Here is an 18330-nt window from a genome sequence, read left to right as displayed (position 1 = left end):
AGGTCAGAACCCGAGCGGCAGGTACTCGCTCGCGTTCTCCTTGGTGATGGTCTCCGAGGCCAGGATGATCTCCTTGGGCACCTGCAGCTCGACCAGGTCGGACATGCCCCGGCCCTGTGCGATCAGGCGGGCGAGCGAGATCGCCGAGGAGGCCATCGACGGGCTGTAGGTGACGGTCGCCTTCAGCACGCTGTCGTCGGCCTGGATCGCCTCCATCGCCGCCCGCGAACCGGCACCGCCGACCATGATGAACTCCGACCGGTTGGCCTGGCTGATCGCAGCCAGTACCCCGATGCCCTGGTCGTCGTCGTGGTTCCAGATGGCGTCGATCTCCGGCAGGGCCTGCAGCAGGTTGGCCGCCTCGCGCTGGCCGGAGTCGGCGGTGAACTCGGCCGCCCGCCGGTTGGCGACGGTGAAGCCGTGCACCTCGAGGGCGTCCTTGAAACCGGCGGACCGCTCCTGGGTCAGCTCCAGCGCGTCGATCCCGGCGATCTCGGCGATCACCGGGTTGGCGATGCCCTTCTCCTGCATCTGGGCGGCAATGTAGTTGCCCGCCGACACGCCCATGCCGTAGTTGTCGCCCTTGATCTGGGTGCGGTAGGCGAGCGCCTGGGTGAACGCCCGGTCCAGGTTGACCACCGGGATGCCGGCCTCCATGGCCTGCAGGCCACTCGCGGTCAGCTCGGCTCCGTCGTGCGGCAGCATCACGATGACGTCCGGGCTCTGCGAGATCAGCGTGTCCAGCGCGGCCCGTTGAGCGGCGGCGTCGGCGCCCGCCTCGACGGTGAGGAACTCCACGTCCGAGTACGCCTCGGCCTGGGCCCGGGCGTTGTTGGTGATCGCCGCGAGCCAGCCGTGGTCGGCCGCCGGGGCGGAGAAGCCGATGGTGACGGTCTCACCGGGCTCGGAGTTGGGGTTGCCCTGGTTGGCGGCCTGCGTCTGGGTGTTGGTCGGGGCGGCCTCGTTGCTGGTGCACGCGCTCAGCAGTACACCGGCACCTACTGCGGCACCACCGGCGAGCAGCCGACGGCGGGACATGTCACTGGCGGCGGCGCCGCGCGCGCCGAACAGTGTCCGACGGGAGAAAGCGGTCATGACGACCTCCTGGATCGCAATGGCGGGGAGTTATCGGGGTGTGCGGGGCCTGGCGACCGTCGGAGTCGACGGCCACCGGGCGGTGGATGGGTGTGTCAGGTGGAGCCTCAGGCGGTTCTTCGGTTGAAGAGCTGACTGAGGGAGTTGAACCGGAACTGCTGGATGAGAACGGCCACCACGATGATCCCGCCCTTGATCATGTTCTGGGATTCGGTGGAGAGTCCGTTGATGGCGAACAGGTTGGTGATGGTGGAGAAGACCAGCACCCCGAACAGGGCGCCGATGATGGTGCCGCGGCCGCCGGTGAGCAGCGTGCCGCCGATGATCGCCGCAGCGATCGCGTCAAGCTCGTACAGGTTGGCCATGGCGGCCTGGGCCGAGTTGGCCTGCGCGGTCAGCATGATCGCGCCGATACCGCAGCACAGCCCGGACAGGCCGTAGATGAGTAGGGTGTGCCACCGGACGTTGATGCCGGCGAGCCGGGCCGCTTCGGCGTTGCCGCCGATCGCAACGGTGCGTCGGCCGAAGGTGGTGCGGTTGAGCAGCACCCAGCCGGCGGCGACCACCGCGGCGAGGATGATCACCAGCAGCGGGATTCCGAGGATCCGTTGGGTGGCCATCCCGTTGATCACCGACGAGGTGGAGACCTGGGTCTGCTTGCCGGAGATGAGCGCGGCCAGCCCTCGCGCGGCCACCATCATCGCCAGGGTGGCAATGAACGGCACCAGCCGGCCGTACGAGATCAGCACTCCGTTGACCAGTCCGACGCACATCCCGACCACGACAGCGGTGAAGATCATGCCGCCGGGGCCGAAACTCTGGGTCGCCACCGTGGTGGCCCATACCCCGGCCAGCGCCATGATCGCGCCGACCGACAGGTCGATGCCGCCGGCGATGATCACGAATGTCATGCCGACGGTGACCACGCCGATCGCGGAGGCCTGCTGCAGGATGGTGAAGATGTTGTTGCGGACCCAGGTCGGGTCACTGTATAGGTCGGGCCGGGTGGCGGCGCCGATGATGACCAGAATCACGAGGACGCCGACCAGCCACAGGTTGCGTCGGGCGTACTCGCTGGCGTCGGAACGCCACCAGCTCTGCCGGGGTGGTTCGTCCGCGCCGTGCGCCGGCGGCGCTGCCGGCTTCTCCTTACCGGGTACGGTCGCCGTGGCCTCTTCCGCGGTCACAGTCCTACTCCTTCGTTTACCGGCTGGCCGCTGGCCAACTGGTCGGGTCGCCCGGTCACGCCGCGGCACTTTCCTTCGCCGACCCCGACATGACGAGGTCGAGCACGGTCTCCTCATCGATCTCACCGGCCGGGGCCTGGTGGACGACGCGTCCTTCCCGCATCACCAGCACCCGGTCGGCCAGCCCCAGTACCTCCGGCACCTCGCTGGAGACCAGCAGGACGCCCACGCCCTGCGCGGCGAGGTCGTGGATCACCTGGTACAGCTCGGCCCGGGCACCGACGTCGACGCCCCGGGTCGGCTCGTCGAGCAGCAGCAGCCGGGTGTCACCGAGCAGCCACCGGCCGACCACCACCTTCTGCTGGTTGCCGCCGGAGAGCTGGCGCACCGGACGGTGCACGCCCCGGGGACGCAGTTCCAGCGAGCCGGCCACCCGTTCAGCGGCGCTGACCTCCCGGCCGGCGTCGGTGAACCCGACCCGGGCGAGGCGACCGAAGGTGGCCAACGTGATGTTCCGGAAGATCGGTTCGCCCAGCAGTAGTGCCTGGCTCTTGCGTTCCTCCGGTGCCATGCCCATGCCGGCCCGCACCGCGGCGCCGACGCTGCCGGCCCGTACCGGTTTGCCGGCCATCGTGACCTTGCCGGTGTCGGCGGTCCGGGCTCCGAAGATCGTCTCCAGCAGTTCCGAACGACCGGCACCGACCAGGCCGGCGATGCCGACGATCTCCCCCCGCGCGACGGTCAGTGAGACGTCGCTGAACTCCCCCGCACGGCTGAGCCGGGACACCTCCAGCAACTGCTCCCCGTGTGGGTTCGGCTCCCGCTGTGGGAACACGTACTCGATGGACCGGCCGGTCATCCGGCTGACCAGTTCCTTGGTCGGGGTGGTCTGCGCCGACAGGTTCTGCGCGGTGGTCCGGCCGTCCTTGAGTACGGTGACCCGGTCACCGATCTCGCGGATCTCCTCCAGCCGGTGTGAGATGTAGATGACCGCGATGCCCTGAGCGGTCAGTTCGCGAATGATCCGGAACAAGTTCTCGACCTCGTCGTGGGCGAGCACCGCGCTCGGCTCGTCCATGATGATCAGCTTGGCCTGGTGGGACAGTGCCCGGGCCATGCTGACCACCTGCTTGCCGGCCGCCGGAAGCGATCGGACCAGCCCGCGGGGTCGGATCTCGGCGTGGCCGAGTCGGCCCAGGATGTCGCGGGTGCGCCGGGCCATCGCCGACCGACGGACGAAGCCTGCGGTCCGCGGCTCGTGGCCGAGGAAGGCATTCTCCGCCACGGAGAGGTCGTCGACCAGGTCGAGTTCCTGGTAGATGGTGGCGATGCCGGCCCGCATCGCGGCCTGCGGATTGGCGAACCGGACCGGTCGGCCCTGCCATTCGACCCGCCCCGCGTCGGGGCGGTGCACGCCGGCCAGCACCTTGATCAGGGTCGACTTGCCGGCCCCGTTCTGGCCGAGCAGGCAGTGCACCTCCCCGGCACGCACCTCGAGCTGCACCCCGTCCAGGGCGCGTACCCCGGGAAAGGTCTTCACGACGTCGGTCAGCCGCAGCACCACGTCGCCGCCGGCGGCCACGGCCGGGGTGCCGCCGGGCTCGTCAACCGGCGCGGCGCCGGTGGCCTCGGGGGCGCTCACGACGCCTGCTCGAAGGCGACGTCGCTGGCCAGCACGGAGGCGCCGGTCACGCCGGCCCGCGAACCCAGCTCGGACAGCACGACCGGCAGGTTGCCGGTGGCCAGCGGCAGTGACCGCCGGTAGACCACGCTGCGGATCTCGGCCAGCAGGATGTGCCCGAGGTGGGCCAGACCACCGCCGATCACGATCATCGACGGGTTGGCGAAGCTGACCAGACCGGCGAGGACGCCGCCGAGCCGCCGGCCGCCGTCGCGGATCAGCCGGATGCAGGTGACGTCACCTTCCATGGCGCACTCGGCGACGTCGCGCGCGGTGAGCTCGGCCCGCTGGGTGAGCCGCTCGGCCAGTGCCGGAGAGGTGCCGGCCCGGGCGGCGGCGGCCGCCTCCTTGGCCAGCGCCGCACCGCTGAACAGCGCCTCCAGGCATCCGGCGTTGCCGCAGGAGCACATCGGACCGTGCGAGTCGACCTGGATGTGGCCGATGTCGCCGGCGCAGCCGTCGATCCCCCGGTAGACCTGGCCCGCGAGGTAGATGCCGCAGCCGACGCCGGTGCCGAGCTTGACGAACAGGAAGTCGTCGACCGAGTGGGCCACGCCGCCGTGCCGTTCCCCGATGGCCATGATGTTCACGTCGTTGTCCACCACCGCCGGGCAGCCGTGCTCCCGGGCGAGCAGTTCACGGACCGGGAACCGGTCCCAGCCCGGCATGATCGGCGGGGAGACCGGCACTCCGTCGCGGTAGCTGACCGGCCCGGGCACCCCGATGCCGATACCGTCGAGGCGCTCGTGCACCCCTTCGACCCGGGCCTTGGCGAGCAGCTCGTTGATCCGGTGCAGGATGACCTTCGGCCCCTGCCGGATGTCGGCGGGTTCGGTGTACGCGGCCACCGGCTCCAGCCGGCCGTTGGTGATCTCCACGTCGACCGAGCTGGCGCCCAGGTCGATCGCGGCGAACCGCAGGTCCGGGTTGAGCTCGACCAGGGTCGAGCGGCGGCCGCCCCGTGAGGCGGCCATCCCTGCTTCGGTCACGAAGCCGGAGGCGACCAGCCGCTCCAACTCGGACAGCAGGCGAGGGCGGGGAATCTCCAGCTGGTCTGCGAGCTCGGCCCGGGAGACCGGTCCACTGTCCCGCAACAGTCGCAGCAGCTGGAGGTGCAGAGGATCCGCCGTACGCATGGGGTCCACCTCCGACCGTGAGTTAACACCGAGGCGACCTCGGCGTGTCGTGACCGAAACACTAAGAGTCTTCTCAGTCTCGTGTCCAGAGTTTCGGTCTGCTGAAGCAAAACTTTTTCTGATCGTGACAGAAGTTGGTGAAACGTGCTCGAACCGGGGTTGACCTGGCCCGATGTATCTGGTTCAGGGCACGAGGGATCGACGGATCGGCCCCCGCTCAACGAGTGCGGAACCCGGACACGCGGAACCGGGGTGCCGACCGCCGCCGCTGCGGCGGTCGGCACCCCGGCCGGTTCACGCGGTTGGATCAGTGGCCGCCGTGCCGGGTGGCGGGCGACCGGTGGATCACTCGCCCTGGCTGTAGACGGTCAGTTCCGACATGTGCTGGTAGCTGCGCTCGGCGAACTCCAGCGACTGACCCGGGTTCTCCGATCCGCCGGGAGCGGTGTCCTGCTCCCAGTTGGCGTGGTGGAAGTCGTAGTGCCCGATGGTCTGGAAGAACTGCTGGAAGTTGATGTCGCCGTCGCCCATCGGCGTCATCTCGTAGCCGTTGCTCTGCTCCGGGCTCCTGGCACCGTCCTTGGCGTGGAACAGCGGGAACCGCCGGGGCCGACGGGCCACCGTCAGGATCGGGTCGAACACCCGGGTCCGCTCCCGACCAGCCGAGTTGATGAACGTGTGGTGCTTGTGCCGGGCGACGTAGCCCCAGTAGATGTCCATCTCGAAGTAGACGTACTTCGCGTCGGTCTTGGCCATGAAGTACTCGAGCTTGCGGACACCGGACGAACGGGTCGGCCGTCCCTGCTCGTCCAGCGGGCCGGAGTCGAGCAGGAAGTTGTACGCAGCGTCATGGTTGTGGGTGTAGAGCCGCATCTTGCGTTCCCGGGCCTGCCGGCCGAGCTCGTTCCACAGGTCAGCGGCCTCGTCCCAGTCCGACTGGTAGTCGCTGCGGGTCGGGTCGCTGCCGGTGCCGATGTTCTTCATGCCGAGTTCCTCGGCGATGTCGAGCTCCTGCTGGAACGTCTCCGCATTGATCCTGGCGTGGGTGCCGTTGGCGACCAGGCCGTTGTCGTCCAGGATCTTGCGGATCTCGGTCGGCGTGATCTGCCGTCCGAGGATCTCCTCGCTCTGGGTGTAACCAGCGAACTCGATCTCCTTGTAACCGAGTTCCGCCAGGCGGGCCAGGACCCGCTCGAAGCCGTACGGTACGCCGCTGTCGTCCGGGGCGGCCCGGATGCGGTCCCGGACCGAGTAGAGGATGATGCCCCGGTTCTGCTCGGGGATCAGCGGGTCCACGGACCAGCCGCCGCCGGCCCGGGCCGGACGGCTGGTCTGCAGCACCGGCAGCCCGGCCGCACCGAGCACGGCAGCGGCACCGGCCGATGCGGCGAGGATGTTGCGGCGGGTGAGCGCCGGATTGGGTGGCGAGAGTTGCCCGTTGCGGCGTAGCACCTCGTCCATTCTGTCCACCTTTCTGCAGCGGCTCGCAGAGCCGCCGATGACGAGTGAGGAGGGTCGGGGTGTTCGGAGCCGCACGCCGCCGAAACGCACGACCCCGGGGCGGGGGTTCGGATGGGTGGGTTCGGGTCGGTGCCGCAGTCGCGGCACCGACCCGAACCGCAGCTGTCACCGCCACGCCCCTGGCGGGTGACAGCTCGGGCCTGGTGGCCCTGGTCGCGACCGGCGTTGACGACGCTGTGTCGCTGGTGTTACGTCTGGAGCAGACATTAACTCCAGAGACCAGAGGAAAGAAAGACCCCGACGAGCCAAACTTTCAGGTGAACTACCGATGGCTTTGTCTTCTACCAGCCAGAAGTCTGTACGACAGGACCTAGTTAGATCGATGATTGTCGCAGAAGGGTGCCTCCAGGACGTCAGTTGCAGAGCAGCCGACCTACCCGACGCCCGGCGACGGTCAGCCCGAGCACCGTCACCGCGACGAGATAGCCGACATCGACCAACTGCATCCACCCGACAGTGTCCACGGCGATCGCCCGGATCAGGTGGACCGACCGGTACAGCGGGGTCAGCTCGACCAGCCAGCGCAGTACCGACGGGTACGCCTCGGCCGGCACGAACGTCCCGGAGAACAGGAAGACCGCGAACTGGGCCGAGCCCATCAGGTCGAAGTCCTGCCAGCTGCGCATGTAGGTGGACAGCGCCATGCCGAGCCCGCCGAAGGCGAACCCGACCAGGATCGCGGCCGGGAACGCCAGCAGCGCCCGGGGGACCGTCGTCAGCCCCATCACGACCATCACCAGCAGGAAGGTTGCCGAATAGATACTGCCCCGCGCCATCGCCCAGCCGAGCTCACCGAAGGCCAGCTCGGTCGGGCGGACCGGGGTGGCCAGGATCCCGTCGTAGAGCTTGACGAACCTCATCTTGGCGAAGAAGTTGAACGTCGTCTCCGACAACGCGCCGGTCATCGCCGAGGCGGCGAGCATCGCTGGGGCGACGAAGGCTGCGTACCCGATGACGGCCCCGCTGCCCGGCAGGGTGATGTCCCCGATCAGCCGGCCCACGCCGACACCGATCGAGAACAGGTAGAGCAACGGCTCGACCACCCCGGAGATCATCACCACCCAGTACGCGGACTTCAGGGCGGCCGCGTTGCGCTCCATCACCGACCCGGCCCGCCGCACGGCCGCGCCGACCCCGAGCATCTGCGGCAGGACGAGGGTCACCACTGTTGCCTCCTCTAGTGGATCAGACGCTTGCGGAACCGGTTGACTGCCAGCCACCACCCGGCCGCCGCCCAGAGGCTCAGGTAGCCGAGATGCCCGGGGACGGACCAGGCGGGCGTGATGCCGAGCGAGGCCGCCCGGCACAGGTCGACCCCGTGCCAGAGCGGCGACAGGTACGCCAGCCAGCGCACGGTCACCGGCAGCGACTCCACCGGAAAGAACACTCCGGCGAACAGGGTCATCGGGATGACCGCGAACCGGAACACGATGACCATGTAGCTGTCGCTGCGGATGGTGGCCGCGAAGGCGGCCACCGGCAGGGCGACGGCCGCTGCCAGCAGCACGGCCACCGGCAGGGTCAGCACCGCCCAACCCGAGTGCAGCGCACCGAACGCGGCGGCCACCGCGACGAAGGCCACGGCACTCGCCAGCACCCGCAGCAGGACGAAGGCGAGCAACCCACCGACGATGTCGGCGATCCGTAGCGGAGCGGCTATCTGCGAGTAGTAGGTCCGTTGCCAGGTGAACCCGCCCAGGACCGGCCAGGAGGACTCCCCGATGGCCACCTGCAACGCGGTGGAAGCGATCAGACCAGGGACGATCCAGTCGAGATAGCTGAACCCACCGACCCCCTGGTCAACGTAGGCTCCCACCCCCACTCCGAAGCTGAGCACCGTCAACAGCGGCAGCAGGAACGACGAGAAGACCGACGACCGCCAGGTCCGCCGGTAGGCGGTCAGGTTGGCTTCCAGGACGCTCGACGCCGGCCCGAACCAGCTCCGGGCCCGCGCCCCGGTCGATCGCGCGGTTGTCGTTACCGTCGGCGTCGCGCCAGTGTCTGTCCCGGACATCCGTCGTCGCCCTCCCCGTACCCGGTCCCGGCAGATGTTGTACCGCCCGGGTACGACATCGTGGAAACGACGCCCCGGAACGACCGCCCGAGACCTACCGGCCCGGCGTACTCTACGGCGACGGCGGGACATCCTCACCGGTATTTCCGTCTCCCGGGTCCGCCGCCCGGGATGGTCGCGGATCGGCAGGGCTTCCAGGGCGTCACACGGACCGATCGCCGACCGGGACTCCCGCCGTCAGTACAGGCGGTTACGCTCGATCGCCGGCGCCGCGGCGCGCTCCGCCCAGTCGATCCGGCGCACCTCGTATTCGACCTCGCCGTGCTCGACGCCCTCGATCGGATCGTCCCACTGCAGGTGGAAGCAGCGGGCCAGGCGCAATCCGGCCGCTTCCATCACCCGCCGCGAGGCGACGTTGACCGCCATCGTCTCGGCGAATACCCGGTCGACGGTCGGGTGATCGAACGCCATCCGCAGCAGTGCTCGGGCACCCTCCGAGGCGTACCCCCGGCCCCAGGAGGCGCGTCGCAGTCGGTACCCGAGCTCCACCTCGGTGATCGCCAGCCGGCCACTGCGGCCGTTGACCACACCGTCGGCGGGACCGGTGACAGCCGGACCGGCGGCGGCCGGCTTCAGCGCGAACCAGCCGATGAAGGCACCGCTGGAGCGCTCGATGGCGGCCCACTTGCCGAAGCCCGGAAAGCGCAGATAGTCACGCAGGATCGCGGGCAGGACCTCGCGGCGTACGGTTTCGGCCGGGGTCGGTCTGCCTCCGGTAAGGTACCGCATCACCTCGGGGTCACTGTCCAGCTCGACGAGCAGTGGCAGGTCGTCGATGGTGAAGCGGCGTAGTGACAGCCGGTCGGTCTGCGCGATCATGCCCGGCCGATTCTAGTCGATCAGGGTCCGGCCGGTGAGATGCAGGAAGACGTCCTCCAGACCACTGCGCCGGATCAACGCGCTGGTCGGTGCCAGCCCACGGCGGTGCACCTCGTTGAGCGCCCCGTCGCCGTCGCCGGTGTAGATCAGGATCCGGTCCGGCAGCACCTCGGTCCGTTCGGCGATTCCGCCCAGTTTGCCGGCGAAGCTGTCCTGGTCGTCGGTCGGGAACCGGAGTTCGACCACCTCACGGGTGGAGTAGCGGGTGATCAGGTCCCGCGGCGAGCCCTCGGCGACAATCCGACCGCCGTCCATCACCACCAGTCGGTCGCAGAGCTGCTCGGCCTCGTCCATGTAGTGCGTGGTCAGCACCAGCGTGACGCCCCGTTGCTTGAGCCGGAACAGTCGCTCCCACACCAGGTGCCGGGCCTGTGGGTCCAGCCCGGTGGTCGGCTCGTCGAGCAGCACGATGTCCGGCTCGTTGACCAGGGCACGGGCGATGGTGAGTCGGCGTTTCATGCCGCCGGACAGCGGCTCGACCTTGCTACCCGACCGGTCGCGCAACTGCACGAAGTCGAGCAGTTCGTCGGCGCGGCGCCGGGCGACCGGTCGCGGGATCTGGAAGTAGCGGGCGTAACTGACCAGGTTCTCCCGTACCGTCAGTTCCTGGTCGAGGTTGTCCAGCTGCGGGCAGACGCCGAGCCGGGCCCGGATCGCCGGGCCGTCCTGCTGCGGATCCATCCCGAGGATTCGCAAAATGCCGCCGCTGGGCGGGGAGACGCAGCCCACCATCCGCATGGTGGAGCTCTTGCCGGCGCCGTTCGGCCCCAGAAAGCCGAACGCCTCGCCGGGCGCGACGTCGACGTCAATGCCGGCGACTGCGGTGAACGTCCCGAACCGCTTGACCAGACCGCGTGCGTGGATGAGTGGCCCCTTACCCCGTTCAGTCACGGCCACGACGCTACCGCGCGGCCCCGACAGGGACGCCGCGAGTTTCGCGAGCAAGGCGCCTTTCGTCAGATTGAGGACAAAGTATAGTACGAACGTCTTGAAGATTGCGCTTCAATGCACTAAGTTTGCCATCCTGACTCGCTACTCCCGGGTCAGCGGGCGAGTTCGTCACCTTGCCCGGTCCCTGCCCACGCCGGTCCGCTTCGCCCGCGTGTCCACCGGCCCTCCACGTCGGACGACGCCACGTGCCGGACCCAGGTAAAGGACAATGACCAACGTGCTGGGAGTGTGGCCGGAGAACACGCACCAGGCGCAGATCCTGCGCCTGCTCCGCGACGGCCCGTGCTCGCGCGCCGAACTTGGCGACGCGGTCGGCCTGTCCAGGTCGAAGGTGGCCACCGAGCTCGACCGGATGATCGACCGGGGTCTGGTGGAGACCGCCGGTCCGGCCGCGTCCCGGGGCGGTCGTCCGTCGTCGATCGTCCGGATCGCCGCCGCCACCCGCTTCCTCAGCATCGACATCGGCGCGAGCACCCTGGACGTGGCGCTCACCGACGGAGAGCTGCAGGTCGTGACCCGGATGACCGAGCGCACCGAGCTGCGCCAGGGGCCGACGACGGTGATCGCGCAGGCTCTCGAACTGGTCACCAAACTGGCCGCCGACTCGGGAACCACGCGGTTCACCGGCGCCGGCATCGGGGTGCCCGGTCCGGTCAGTGTCCACGAAGGCGTGCCGGTCTCGCCACCGTTCATGCCGGGTTGGCACCGCTTCCCGGTACGGGAGATGTTCAGCACCGAACTCGGCTGCCCGGTGCTGGTCGACAACGACGTCAACATCATGGCGCTCGGTGAGAAACACGCCGGCATCGCCCGTTCGTTCGACGACTTCCTGTTCGTCAAGATCGGCGCCGGGATCGGCGCCGGGATAGTGGTCGGCGGGGACGTCTACCGGGGGGCCAACGGTTGCGCCGGCGACATCGGCCACACCGCTGTCGACGAGAACGGGCCGCAGTGCCTCTGCGGCAACGTCGGCTGCCTGGAGGCGTACTTCGGTGGTGCGGCGCTGACCCGCGACGCGGTCGCCGCCGCCCGAGCCGGGCGTTCCGACCAGCTCGCCGAACAACTCGCCCGGATCGGCACGCTCACCGCGCTGGACGTCACCCGGGCGGCCGCCGCCGGCGACCCGGTCGCGGTCGGCATGGTCCGCGACGGTGGACGACGCGTCGGCCAGGTGCTGGCCCGGCTGGTGAGCTTCTTCAACCCGGGGATGGTGGTGATCGGCGGCGGACTCGCCGGGATGGGCCACGCGTTGCTGGCCGAGATCCGCAGCGTCGTCTACCGCAGCTCACTGCCGCTGGCCACCGGCGACATGCCGATCGTCCTGTCCGAGCTGGGCGACCAGGCCGGTCTGATCGGCGCCACCAGGATGATCAGCGACCACGTCTTCACCGCCGGCTGAGCCGACGTACCGGCCCGGGCGCATCCGCTACCGGACGGCCGCACCGCGGCAGGTGGTCACGGCTGCTGCTCGACCGACGCCCTGGCCGCGGCCACCAGTTCGGCGGTACGGTCGGGCAGCCAGTCCGCGTCGGTGTCGACGCTGGCGTCGTAGCGCACCGTCCAGCTCAGGCCATCGATGCCGGACACCCGCCGGCCCACCACTCGGGCCCCGCCACCGTCCAGCTGATGGTGCATGCTGTAGCCGACCGACCGGGTCACCCTGGTCCGGACCTGGTCCGGGACATCTCCCGGGTCCGACAGGTCGAGCGAGATCGCCGGTCCGTCGGCGACCACGGTGTAGCCGTCGTGCTCCGACACCGTCTCAGCCGGCGTGACGACCAGCCTCTCGCCCGACCAGACCGCCTTGTGCACCTGGTGCCAGCCGAGCCGGGTGTCCCGGCCCGGCAGCCACAGGCCCCGGTTGGTGACGACCAGCGTGCCGGTCGCGGTCCCGCTCCAGGCCAGCAACCGCTCGTCGCGGTCCAGCGGCGGCCGCTGGTCGGCCGGCAGCCGTGCGCTACGCCGAAACAGACTCCACACCTTCACAACCCTCCCACGGCTTGTTCGCGCAGCGCACGCGCGTGCTGTTCCAGGGAGAACAGCTCCCCGGCCAGGGTCAGATACTCGTCCTGGTTGGTGACCGGGTTGATCCGCTGCACCTTCGACTTCAGCTCCCGGATGCGGGTGGTGACCGCCCCCCACTGCAGGCGGGCCAGGGTCACCGAGACGTAGTACGGGTCCGCGTCCCGGTCGACGTGCAGCGGTTCGACCGCAAGCTCGGCGACCAACGCCCGAGCCGCGAGGTCGGCGCAGTTGTCCCGGACCCGCTCGATCCACACCGCTCCGGTGGTGGCGGCTGCGGCCCCGCCGGCCTGCGCCATCGCGTCCCGCAGCACGGCGTGTACCGGATGCTGGTAGACCTCCGCGCCGAGGTTGTCGAACATCGGGCCGGCGAGCACCGGCACCTGGAGCCCGAGCTTCAACGCCTCCCGTTCGACCAGCGCCTGAGGATTGTCCGGCTCGTTGCGCGGCTTCGGCGCCGCCGGCTCGGGCACCGCGGCCCGGCCGCCGGCGGTCCGCTGCGGCCCGGCCGCCGCCGCGAGCACCGCCCGCTGCACCGGTTCGACCTCCATCCCGAGGTCGCCGGCGAGCTTGCGCACGTACTCCGGGCGTTTGTCCCGGTCCTTGAGCTTCGCCACCAGCGGCGCGGCCCGCCGCATCGCCTCCACCCGGCCATCGACTGTGTCCAGGTCGAACCGGCTCAGTACCTGCCGCAGCGCGAAGTCGACCAGCGGTTCCCGGCGCGCGACCAGGTCGCGCACGGCGAGGTCGCCCTTTGCCAGCCGCAGATCGCACGGATCCATGTTGTCCGGGCTGACCGCGATGAAGGTACGCCCGACGAAGCGCTGGTCCTCCTCGAACGCGCGCAGCGCCGCCTTCTGTCCGGCCGCGTCCCCGTCGAAGGTGAAGATGATCTCCCCGGCGACGGCCTCGGTGTCCATCAGCAGCCGGCGCAGTACGCCGATGTGGTCCGCCCCGAACGCGGTGCCGCAGGTGGCGACGGCGGTCGGCACCCCGGCCAGGTGGCAGGCCATCACGTCGGTGTAGCCCTCCACGATGACCGCCCTGCCCTGCCGGGCGATCTCCCGCTTCGCCTGGTCGATCCCGTACAGCACGTGGGACTTCTTGTAGATCGGGGTCTCCGGGGTGTTCAGGTACTTGGGTCCGTCGTCGTCGTCGAAGAGCTTGCGCGCGCCGAAGCCGATGACGTCGCCACCGAGCTCCCGGATCGGCCACAGCAGGCGACGCCGGAAGCGGTCGATCAACGAGCCGGACCGGGCCTGGCGGGCCAGCCCAGCGGTGATCAACTCCTGCGCGGTGAAGCCCCGCTGGCGCAGGTGCCGGGTCAGCTCGTCCCACGCGTCCGGGGCGAAGCCGCACGCGTACCGCTCGGCGGTCGCCCGGTCGAACCCTCGGCGGGCAAGGAACTCGCGGGCCGGCCGGGCCGCCGGGTCGGTCAGCCGGTCGACGTAGAACTCGACCGCGGCGGCGTGCGCCGCAGTCAGCCGTTGCCGCTGACCGGCCTGCTGGCGGACCGGCGCGGGACCGGCCTCGATGTAGCGCAGCTGGATCCCGGCGCGGGCGGCGAGCCGCTCCACCGACTCGACGAAGGTGAGGTGCTCGGCCTCCATCAGGAAGGTGATCGCGTCCCCGCCCTTGCCACAGCCGTGACAGAAGTACACGTTCCGGCCGGGCGCCACGGTGAACGACGGCGTCTTCTCGTCGTGGAAGGGGCAGAGCCCTTTGAGGTTGCCACCACCGGCCGACTTGAGCGTGACGCTCTCCGAGATGATGTCGGCGATCGACGTACGCTCCCGCACCAGCGAGATGTCCTCGTCCCGGATCCGACCAGCCATGCTCTGTCGCCCTCCTTCGAGGTACATCCTGCCCTGCCGCCACCATCACCGACGGTGCGGGTGCCGGGGGCCGGGTGCCGGCACCCCACCGGCCGCGACGGACCTCCCGAACCCCACCCTGACCAGGCAGGCCTCTGTCAATACGCACTTTCCACGCCTCGCCGAAGAACAGACCTTGTCCTTATCTGTGACCACGGCAATACTGTCTGTGTCGTACCTAGTGAACCGTTCGCTGGCTTGTTTCTCTTTCTTCACGATTCACTGTGTCTTGTCTACATTGCCGGATCCCCAGCCCGAAGGAGGAGGCACCCCCATGCCCCAGCTGCTGCCTGAGACCAGCGCCACCGACCACCTGGACGTGATCGCCCTCGACGAAGCGCCCCGACTGTGTGCCCTCTACCGCAGCCGGGACGCCGAACTGGCACCGGAGGACGAGCTCCCACACATCGCCGGCTGGGTGCTGGCCTGGCCGGACGGCTCGGCCCTGACCCTGCTCACCGAGGGCGACCAGCCACGGATCATCTCCGGATCGCTGTCGAACGTCGAGACCTGGTGGTCGGCGCTGCTCGCCGCAGACCTGGTCGCGGTCCGCCCGCCGGCCGAGAGCTGAGGGAGCGACCGGCCGTGAACCGGATCAGACGCGGGTCGGACCCGGCCGCCCCGCCGGCCGGGTCAGCCGCCGGTGCCAGGAGATCGCCGCCAGATCGGTGAGTGACGCGACCTGGTCGATGATCACCCGTGCCCGGACCCGGTCATCCGGTGCGTCCGACCACAATGGAAGGAAGACCGGGTCCAGACCGGCCGGGGCGTACCCGGTCAACGCCTCGACGAGTTCGGCGAGGATCTCCCGCTGCCGCAGGTAGCCGGCGGCGGCACCGGGCCGACGCATCACGTAGCGCAACGCCAGCCCTTTCAGCAGCGCGCACCGGGCGCGCACCACCCGGGGCACGACCAGATCGGCCGCGTACCGCCGCACCGGCTGCCCACCGGAACGGTCCCGGGTGGCCGACACCGCGGCGGCGACGAACGCCCCGGTGAGCATGCTGGTCGTGCCCTTCAGCGCCGCCTGGGCCGGGTGGCTGCCGTCGTAGCCGATCAGCAGCCGCAACTCCGGTCGGGCCAGCAACTCGGCCAGGATGCCGGCCAGATCGTCGGCGGACTCGGTGGAGTAGGCCGCAGCGACGTCGGCCGCCAGCGCGGCCTGTTCGTCGGGGTCCACGATCAGCCGACCGAGGTCGATGTAGCCGCCGTGGATACCGTCCTCCAGGTCGTGCACCGAGTACGCGACGTCGTCGGCCCAGTCCATCACCTGCGCTTCCAGGCAGCGCCGCCGGCCGTCGGGCGCGCCGTCGCGCAGCCAGGTGAACACCGGCTGGTCGTCGGCGTACACCCCGAACTTGCGCTCGCCGGGCTGTCGTGGCCAGGGGTACTTGCAGGTAGCGTCGAGCGAGGCCCGGGTGAGGTTGAGCCCGACGGAGTCGCCGGACGGACCGATCACCTTGGCCTCCAGCCGGGTGAGCACCCGCAGCGTCTGCGCGTTGCCTTCGAAGCCGCCGTAGCCGGCGGCGACCTCGTCCAGCGCCCGCTCACCGTTGTGTCCGAAGGGCGGGTGTCCGAGGTCGTGGGCCAGGCCCGCGACGTCCACCACGTCCGGGTCACAGCCGAGCCGGGCACCCATCTCGCGGGCGATCTGCGCGACCTCCAGCGAATGGGTCAACCGGGTCCGGGGTACGCCGTCCGCGCCACTCGGATCCGCCAGATACACCTGGGTCTTGGCCGCCAGCCGCCGGAACCCGGCCGAGTGCAGCACCCGGGCCCGGTCCCGCTCGTACGGACTGCGCCCGTAGCCGGTGTCCTTGGCCGGCTCCGGCACCAGTCGGTGCGCGTCGGCGGCGCGACCAACCGCCGGGCCGTCCGGAGAGGCACTCACCTTCAGCAGCCTAACCGCCCTGGCGGGGCGGCGAACCAGCAGCCCGACCAGCCCGGTGGGGCGGCGAACCGGCCCCCTTGAGCGGCGGGTGCCCGTCACCTGATCGGGTAACGATTTCGGGATGGTTTCCGGTTTGTGTCGTGATGTTGACGTCGACCCTGCGGGACCGCACCCGGCCAGTCCACAATCGGGTCGTGGCTGACCAGGGGTGGACCCGTACCAGCCGGCTCGTACACATCTGCGATGTCGCCGAACCGATGCGGTACGCCGTCGAGGAGCACTGCGCCGGCCAGCTCATGGGAGAGCTGGCCGGCGCCAGCGCCTGCTGTCTGACCAGTTCGACCGGGCCGACCGGATCGACGCGACCAGCGCGCCGTCATCATCGGGTAGACATCCTGCTCGGCCGGCACCTGGTCACGGCCGGGGACGCTCCGCCGCACGGCTACGCCCGGTCGGCACGACTGGCCACGCTGGCGCTGGCCCTGCCGGCGGCGGACGGCATCCTGGTCACCGCCCGCTGGCAGACCCACGGCCGGCCCGAGTCCTGCTGGCTGGGGTTCGGCGACGGGCCGGACGGCCGGACGTTCCTGCTGCTGCTGCAGGCTGCGGTGGAGCGGGCCACTCAGCCACGTCCGCTGAGTACGCAGAACTCGTTGCCCTCCGGATCCGCCAGCACCATCCAGGTGACGTCACCCTGGTCGATGTCGACCCGGCGGGCACCCATGTCGACCAGCCGCTCGACCTCCGCTGCCTGATCCGTCGGGCGCAGGTCGATGTGCAGCCGGTTCTTCAACTGCTTGCTCTCCGGCACCGGAACGAAGATCAGCCCGGGCAGTTGGTCCGGTGAGCGCCGGATCTCCACCTCGTCCGACGCCTCGTGCACGATCTGGTAGCCGAGCGCCTGCGCCCACCATCTGGCCAGCCGGGCCGGGTCGTGGGCGTCGACCACCAGGTTCTCCCACTGACTTGCCACCGGCCACCTCCTGAGGTCGTACGGACCCGGTTCCAGGCCTACCGTACGGCGACCACCACCGACCCGGCAGGGTGACGGGCCAAACACCCGAAGTCAGTTTGATGATCGTTCGCAATAGCCGATCAGTTATCAGTTGCTGTCCGATTGCCGATGGTTACGGGTCCACAAAGAAACATCGCCTGCGGTAACGTGCCAGGAGCACATCGTCACTGCTACCTCGACCGGACGATTGGACAACCCGCTGGTGTCGATCATCGACCGACCGAGGCCCGCCGGCACCCCACCCGGCCCGGTGGCGGAACCCTGCGCCCCACCGTCGCGCGGCGCGCAACGTCGCCGACGCCGCGCCGACCGCAGTCGCCCTCCCCACCCGGCCACCACCCGCCCGTACGCCTGCGGCGGGTCGCTCGGGACGAGGTCGGCGACCAGCCAACCGGACGATCGAGTGAAGGAGACCGCCGGTGGACACTGACACCGCTATCGTTACCGAGCTGAACGGGCTACGCCGCCGGGTGCCCGATGTGACCGGCTCCGTACTGACCGGCGTGGACGGCCTGCTGATCACCCACGACCTCGCCAGCGCCGAAGCGGAGAGCATCGCCGCGCTGGCCGCCGCAAGCGTCGGCCTGGGGCGACGGTTCGCGATGACCGCCGGCCACGGTGACCTGCGGGAGACCGTGATCCACGGCAGCCGGGGCCAGGTCGCCCTCTACCCGGTGGGCGACCGGGCGCTGCTCGCCGTACTCGCCGGACCGGGCACCGATCCGGGCCTGCTGCACGCGCACGGCCGCCGGGCGGCGCGGTCGATCGGGGAGCTGCTGCGGAGCAGACCGGCCAGCAACGTCGCGGCACCGGTGCCGGGACTACTGGACAATCACGCGCCGCTGGCGGTCCGCACCCCGATGGCGACCCTGCCGTACAACCCGGCGTTACCGCGCCGCCGGTTCTGACCGACGCCGGCCGGCGGGGACCGAGGCAGCGGCCGGGCACCCTCCCGCCCCCAGGGTGCCCGGCCGCTCTGCGCCAGCGGCCGGTCAGCGCCAGCG

16 protein-coding genes are annotated in these 18330 nt (G+C 70.0%); 3 read left to right on the top strand and 13 right to left on the bottom strand.

Annotation, left to right across the window (positions count from 1 at the left end):
* Positions 1-3 precede the first annotated feature (3 nt).
* From O7543_RS28990 to O7543_RS28950, 9 genes are all read right to left on the bottom strand, one after another.
* Positions 4-1095 carry a substrate-binding domain-containing protein gene (locus O7543_RS28990; RefSeq protein ID WP_281550953.1) on the bottom strand — a complete coding sequence of 364 codons (1092 nt, stop codon included), beginning with the start codon at positions 1093-1095 and terminating at the stop codon, positions 4-6.
* A gap of 107 nt (positions 1096-1202) precedes the next feature.
* Entirely contained in the window at positions 1203-2282 is a 1080-nt protein-coding gene (locus tag O7543_RS28985) for an ABC transporter permease (protein WP_123602930.1), read from the bottom strand.
* Between the two features lie 55 nt (positions 2283-2337).
* A complete protein-coding gene (locus O7543_RS28980) occupies positions 2338-3846 on the bottom strand; it encodes a sugar ABC transporter ATP-binding protein (protein ID WP_281555659.1) in 1509 nt (502 codons plus the stop codon).
* 74 nt (positions 3847-3920) lie between these two features.
* Complete coding sequence (locus tag O7543_RS28975; protein WP_281550954.1) at positions 3921-5099, bottom strand: ROK family protein; 1179 nt, start codon at positions 5097-5099, stop codon at positions 3921-3923.
* Between the two features lie 345 nt (positions 5100-5444).
* Positions 5445-6560, bottom strand: a complete 1116-nt coding sequence (locus O7543_RS28970) for a sugar phosphate isomerase/epimerase (RefSeq protein WP_281550955.1) — start codon at positions 6558-6560, stop codon at positions 5445-5447.
* Between the two features lie 413 nt (positions 6561-6973).
* Positions 6974-7786: an ABC transporter permease gene (locus O7543_RS28965; protein WP_281550956.1), complete on the bottom strand. Its 813-nt coding sequence runs from the start codon at positions 7784-7786 to the stop codon at positions 6974-6976.
* 11 nt (positions 7787-7797) lie between these two features.
* The gene (locus O7543_RS28960; RefSeq protein WP_281550957.1) at positions 7798-8634 is read right to left on the bottom strand and encodes an ABC transporter permease; all 837 of its coding nucleotides are present in this window, start codon (positions 8632-8634) and stop codon (positions 7798-7800) included.
* Positions 8635-8871: 237 nt separating this feature from the next.
* On the bottom strand, positions 8872-9513 hold the full coding sequence (locus O7543_RS28955; RefSeq protein ID WP_281550958.1) for a GNAT family N-acetyltransferase: 642 nt from the start codon (positions 9511-9513) through the stop codon (positions 8872-8874).
* Between the two features lie 12 nt (positions 9514-9525).
* Positions 9526-10464, bottom strand: coding sequence for an ABC transporter ATP-binding protein (locus tag O7543_RS28950; protein WP_281550959.1), 939 nt, complete (start codon positions 10462-10464; stop codon positions 9526-9528).
* Between the two features lie 268 nt (positions 10465-10732).
* Between O7543_RS28950 and O7543_RS28945 the strand changes: the two genes are divergently transcribed.
* Positions 10733-11923, top strand: coding sequence for an ROK family transcriptional regulator (locus O7543_RS28945; protein ID WP_281550960.1), 1191 nt, complete (start codon positions 10733-10735; stop codon positions 11921-11923).
* A gap of 56 nt (positions 11924-11979) precedes the next feature.
* On the opposite strand, the gene O7543_RS28940 is transcribed toward O7543_RS28945, so the two are convergent.
* Positions 11980-12504 (bottom strand): hypothetical protein, encoded by a 525-nt coding sequence (locus O7543_RS28940; protein WP_281550961.1) that lies wholly within the window; start codon positions 12502-12504, stop codon positions 11980-11982.
* 2 nt (positions 12505-12506) lie between these two features.
* Complete coding sequence (gene dnaG, locus O7543_RS28935; protein WP_281550962.1) at positions 12507-14408, bottom strand: DNA primase; 1902 nt, start codon at positions 14406-14408, stop codon at positions 12507-12509.
* Positions 14409-14694: 286 nt separating this feature from the next.
* Here dnaG and O7543_RS28930 point away from each other — a divergent pair, with 286 nt between their 5' ends.
* Positions 14695-14991 (top strand): hypothetical protein, encoded by a 297-nt coding sequence (locus O7543_RS28930; RefSeq protein ID WP_281550963.1) that lies wholly within the window; start codon positions 14695-14697, stop codon positions 14989-14991.
* A gap of 24 nt (positions 14992-15015) precedes the next feature.
* On the opposite strand, the gene O7543_RS28925 is transcribed toward O7543_RS28930, so the two are convergent.
* Together O7543_RS28925 and O7543_RS28920 are read right to left on the bottom strand one after the other, a co-directional pair.
* Positions 15016-16311 carry a deoxyguanosinetriphosphate triphosphohydrolase gene (locus O7543_RS28925; RefSeq protein WP_281550964.1) on the bottom strand — a complete coding sequence of 432 codons (1296 nt, stop codon included), beginning with the start codon at positions 16309-16311 and terminating at the stop codon, positions 15016-15018.
* 622 nt (positions 16312-16933) lie between these two features.
* Positions 16934-17284 carry a VOC family protein gene (locus tag O7543_RS28920; RefSeq protein ID WP_281550965.1) on the bottom strand — a complete coding sequence of 117 codons (351 nt, stop codon included), beginning with the start codon at positions 17282-17284 and terminating at the stop codon, positions 16934-16936.
* 461 nt (positions 17285-17745) lie between these two features.
* Between O7543_RS28920 and O7543_RS28915 the strand changes: the two genes are divergently transcribed.
* Positions 17746-18234 (top strand): roadblock/LC7 domain-containing protein, encoded by a 489-nt coding sequence (locus tag O7543_RS28915; protein ID WP_281550966.1) that lies wholly within the window; start codon positions 17746-17748, stop codon positions 18232-18234.
* Positions 18235-18330: the final 96 nt, after the last annotated feature.

The organism is Solwaraspora sp. WMMA2080 (assembly GCF_027497395.1).
Lineage (GTDB): Bacteria > Actinomycetota > Actinomycetes > Mycobacteriales > Micromonosporaceae > Micromonospora_E.
Note: the sequence above shows the minus strand (reverse complement) of the source record. Positions and strands in the feature narration are given on the sequence as shown.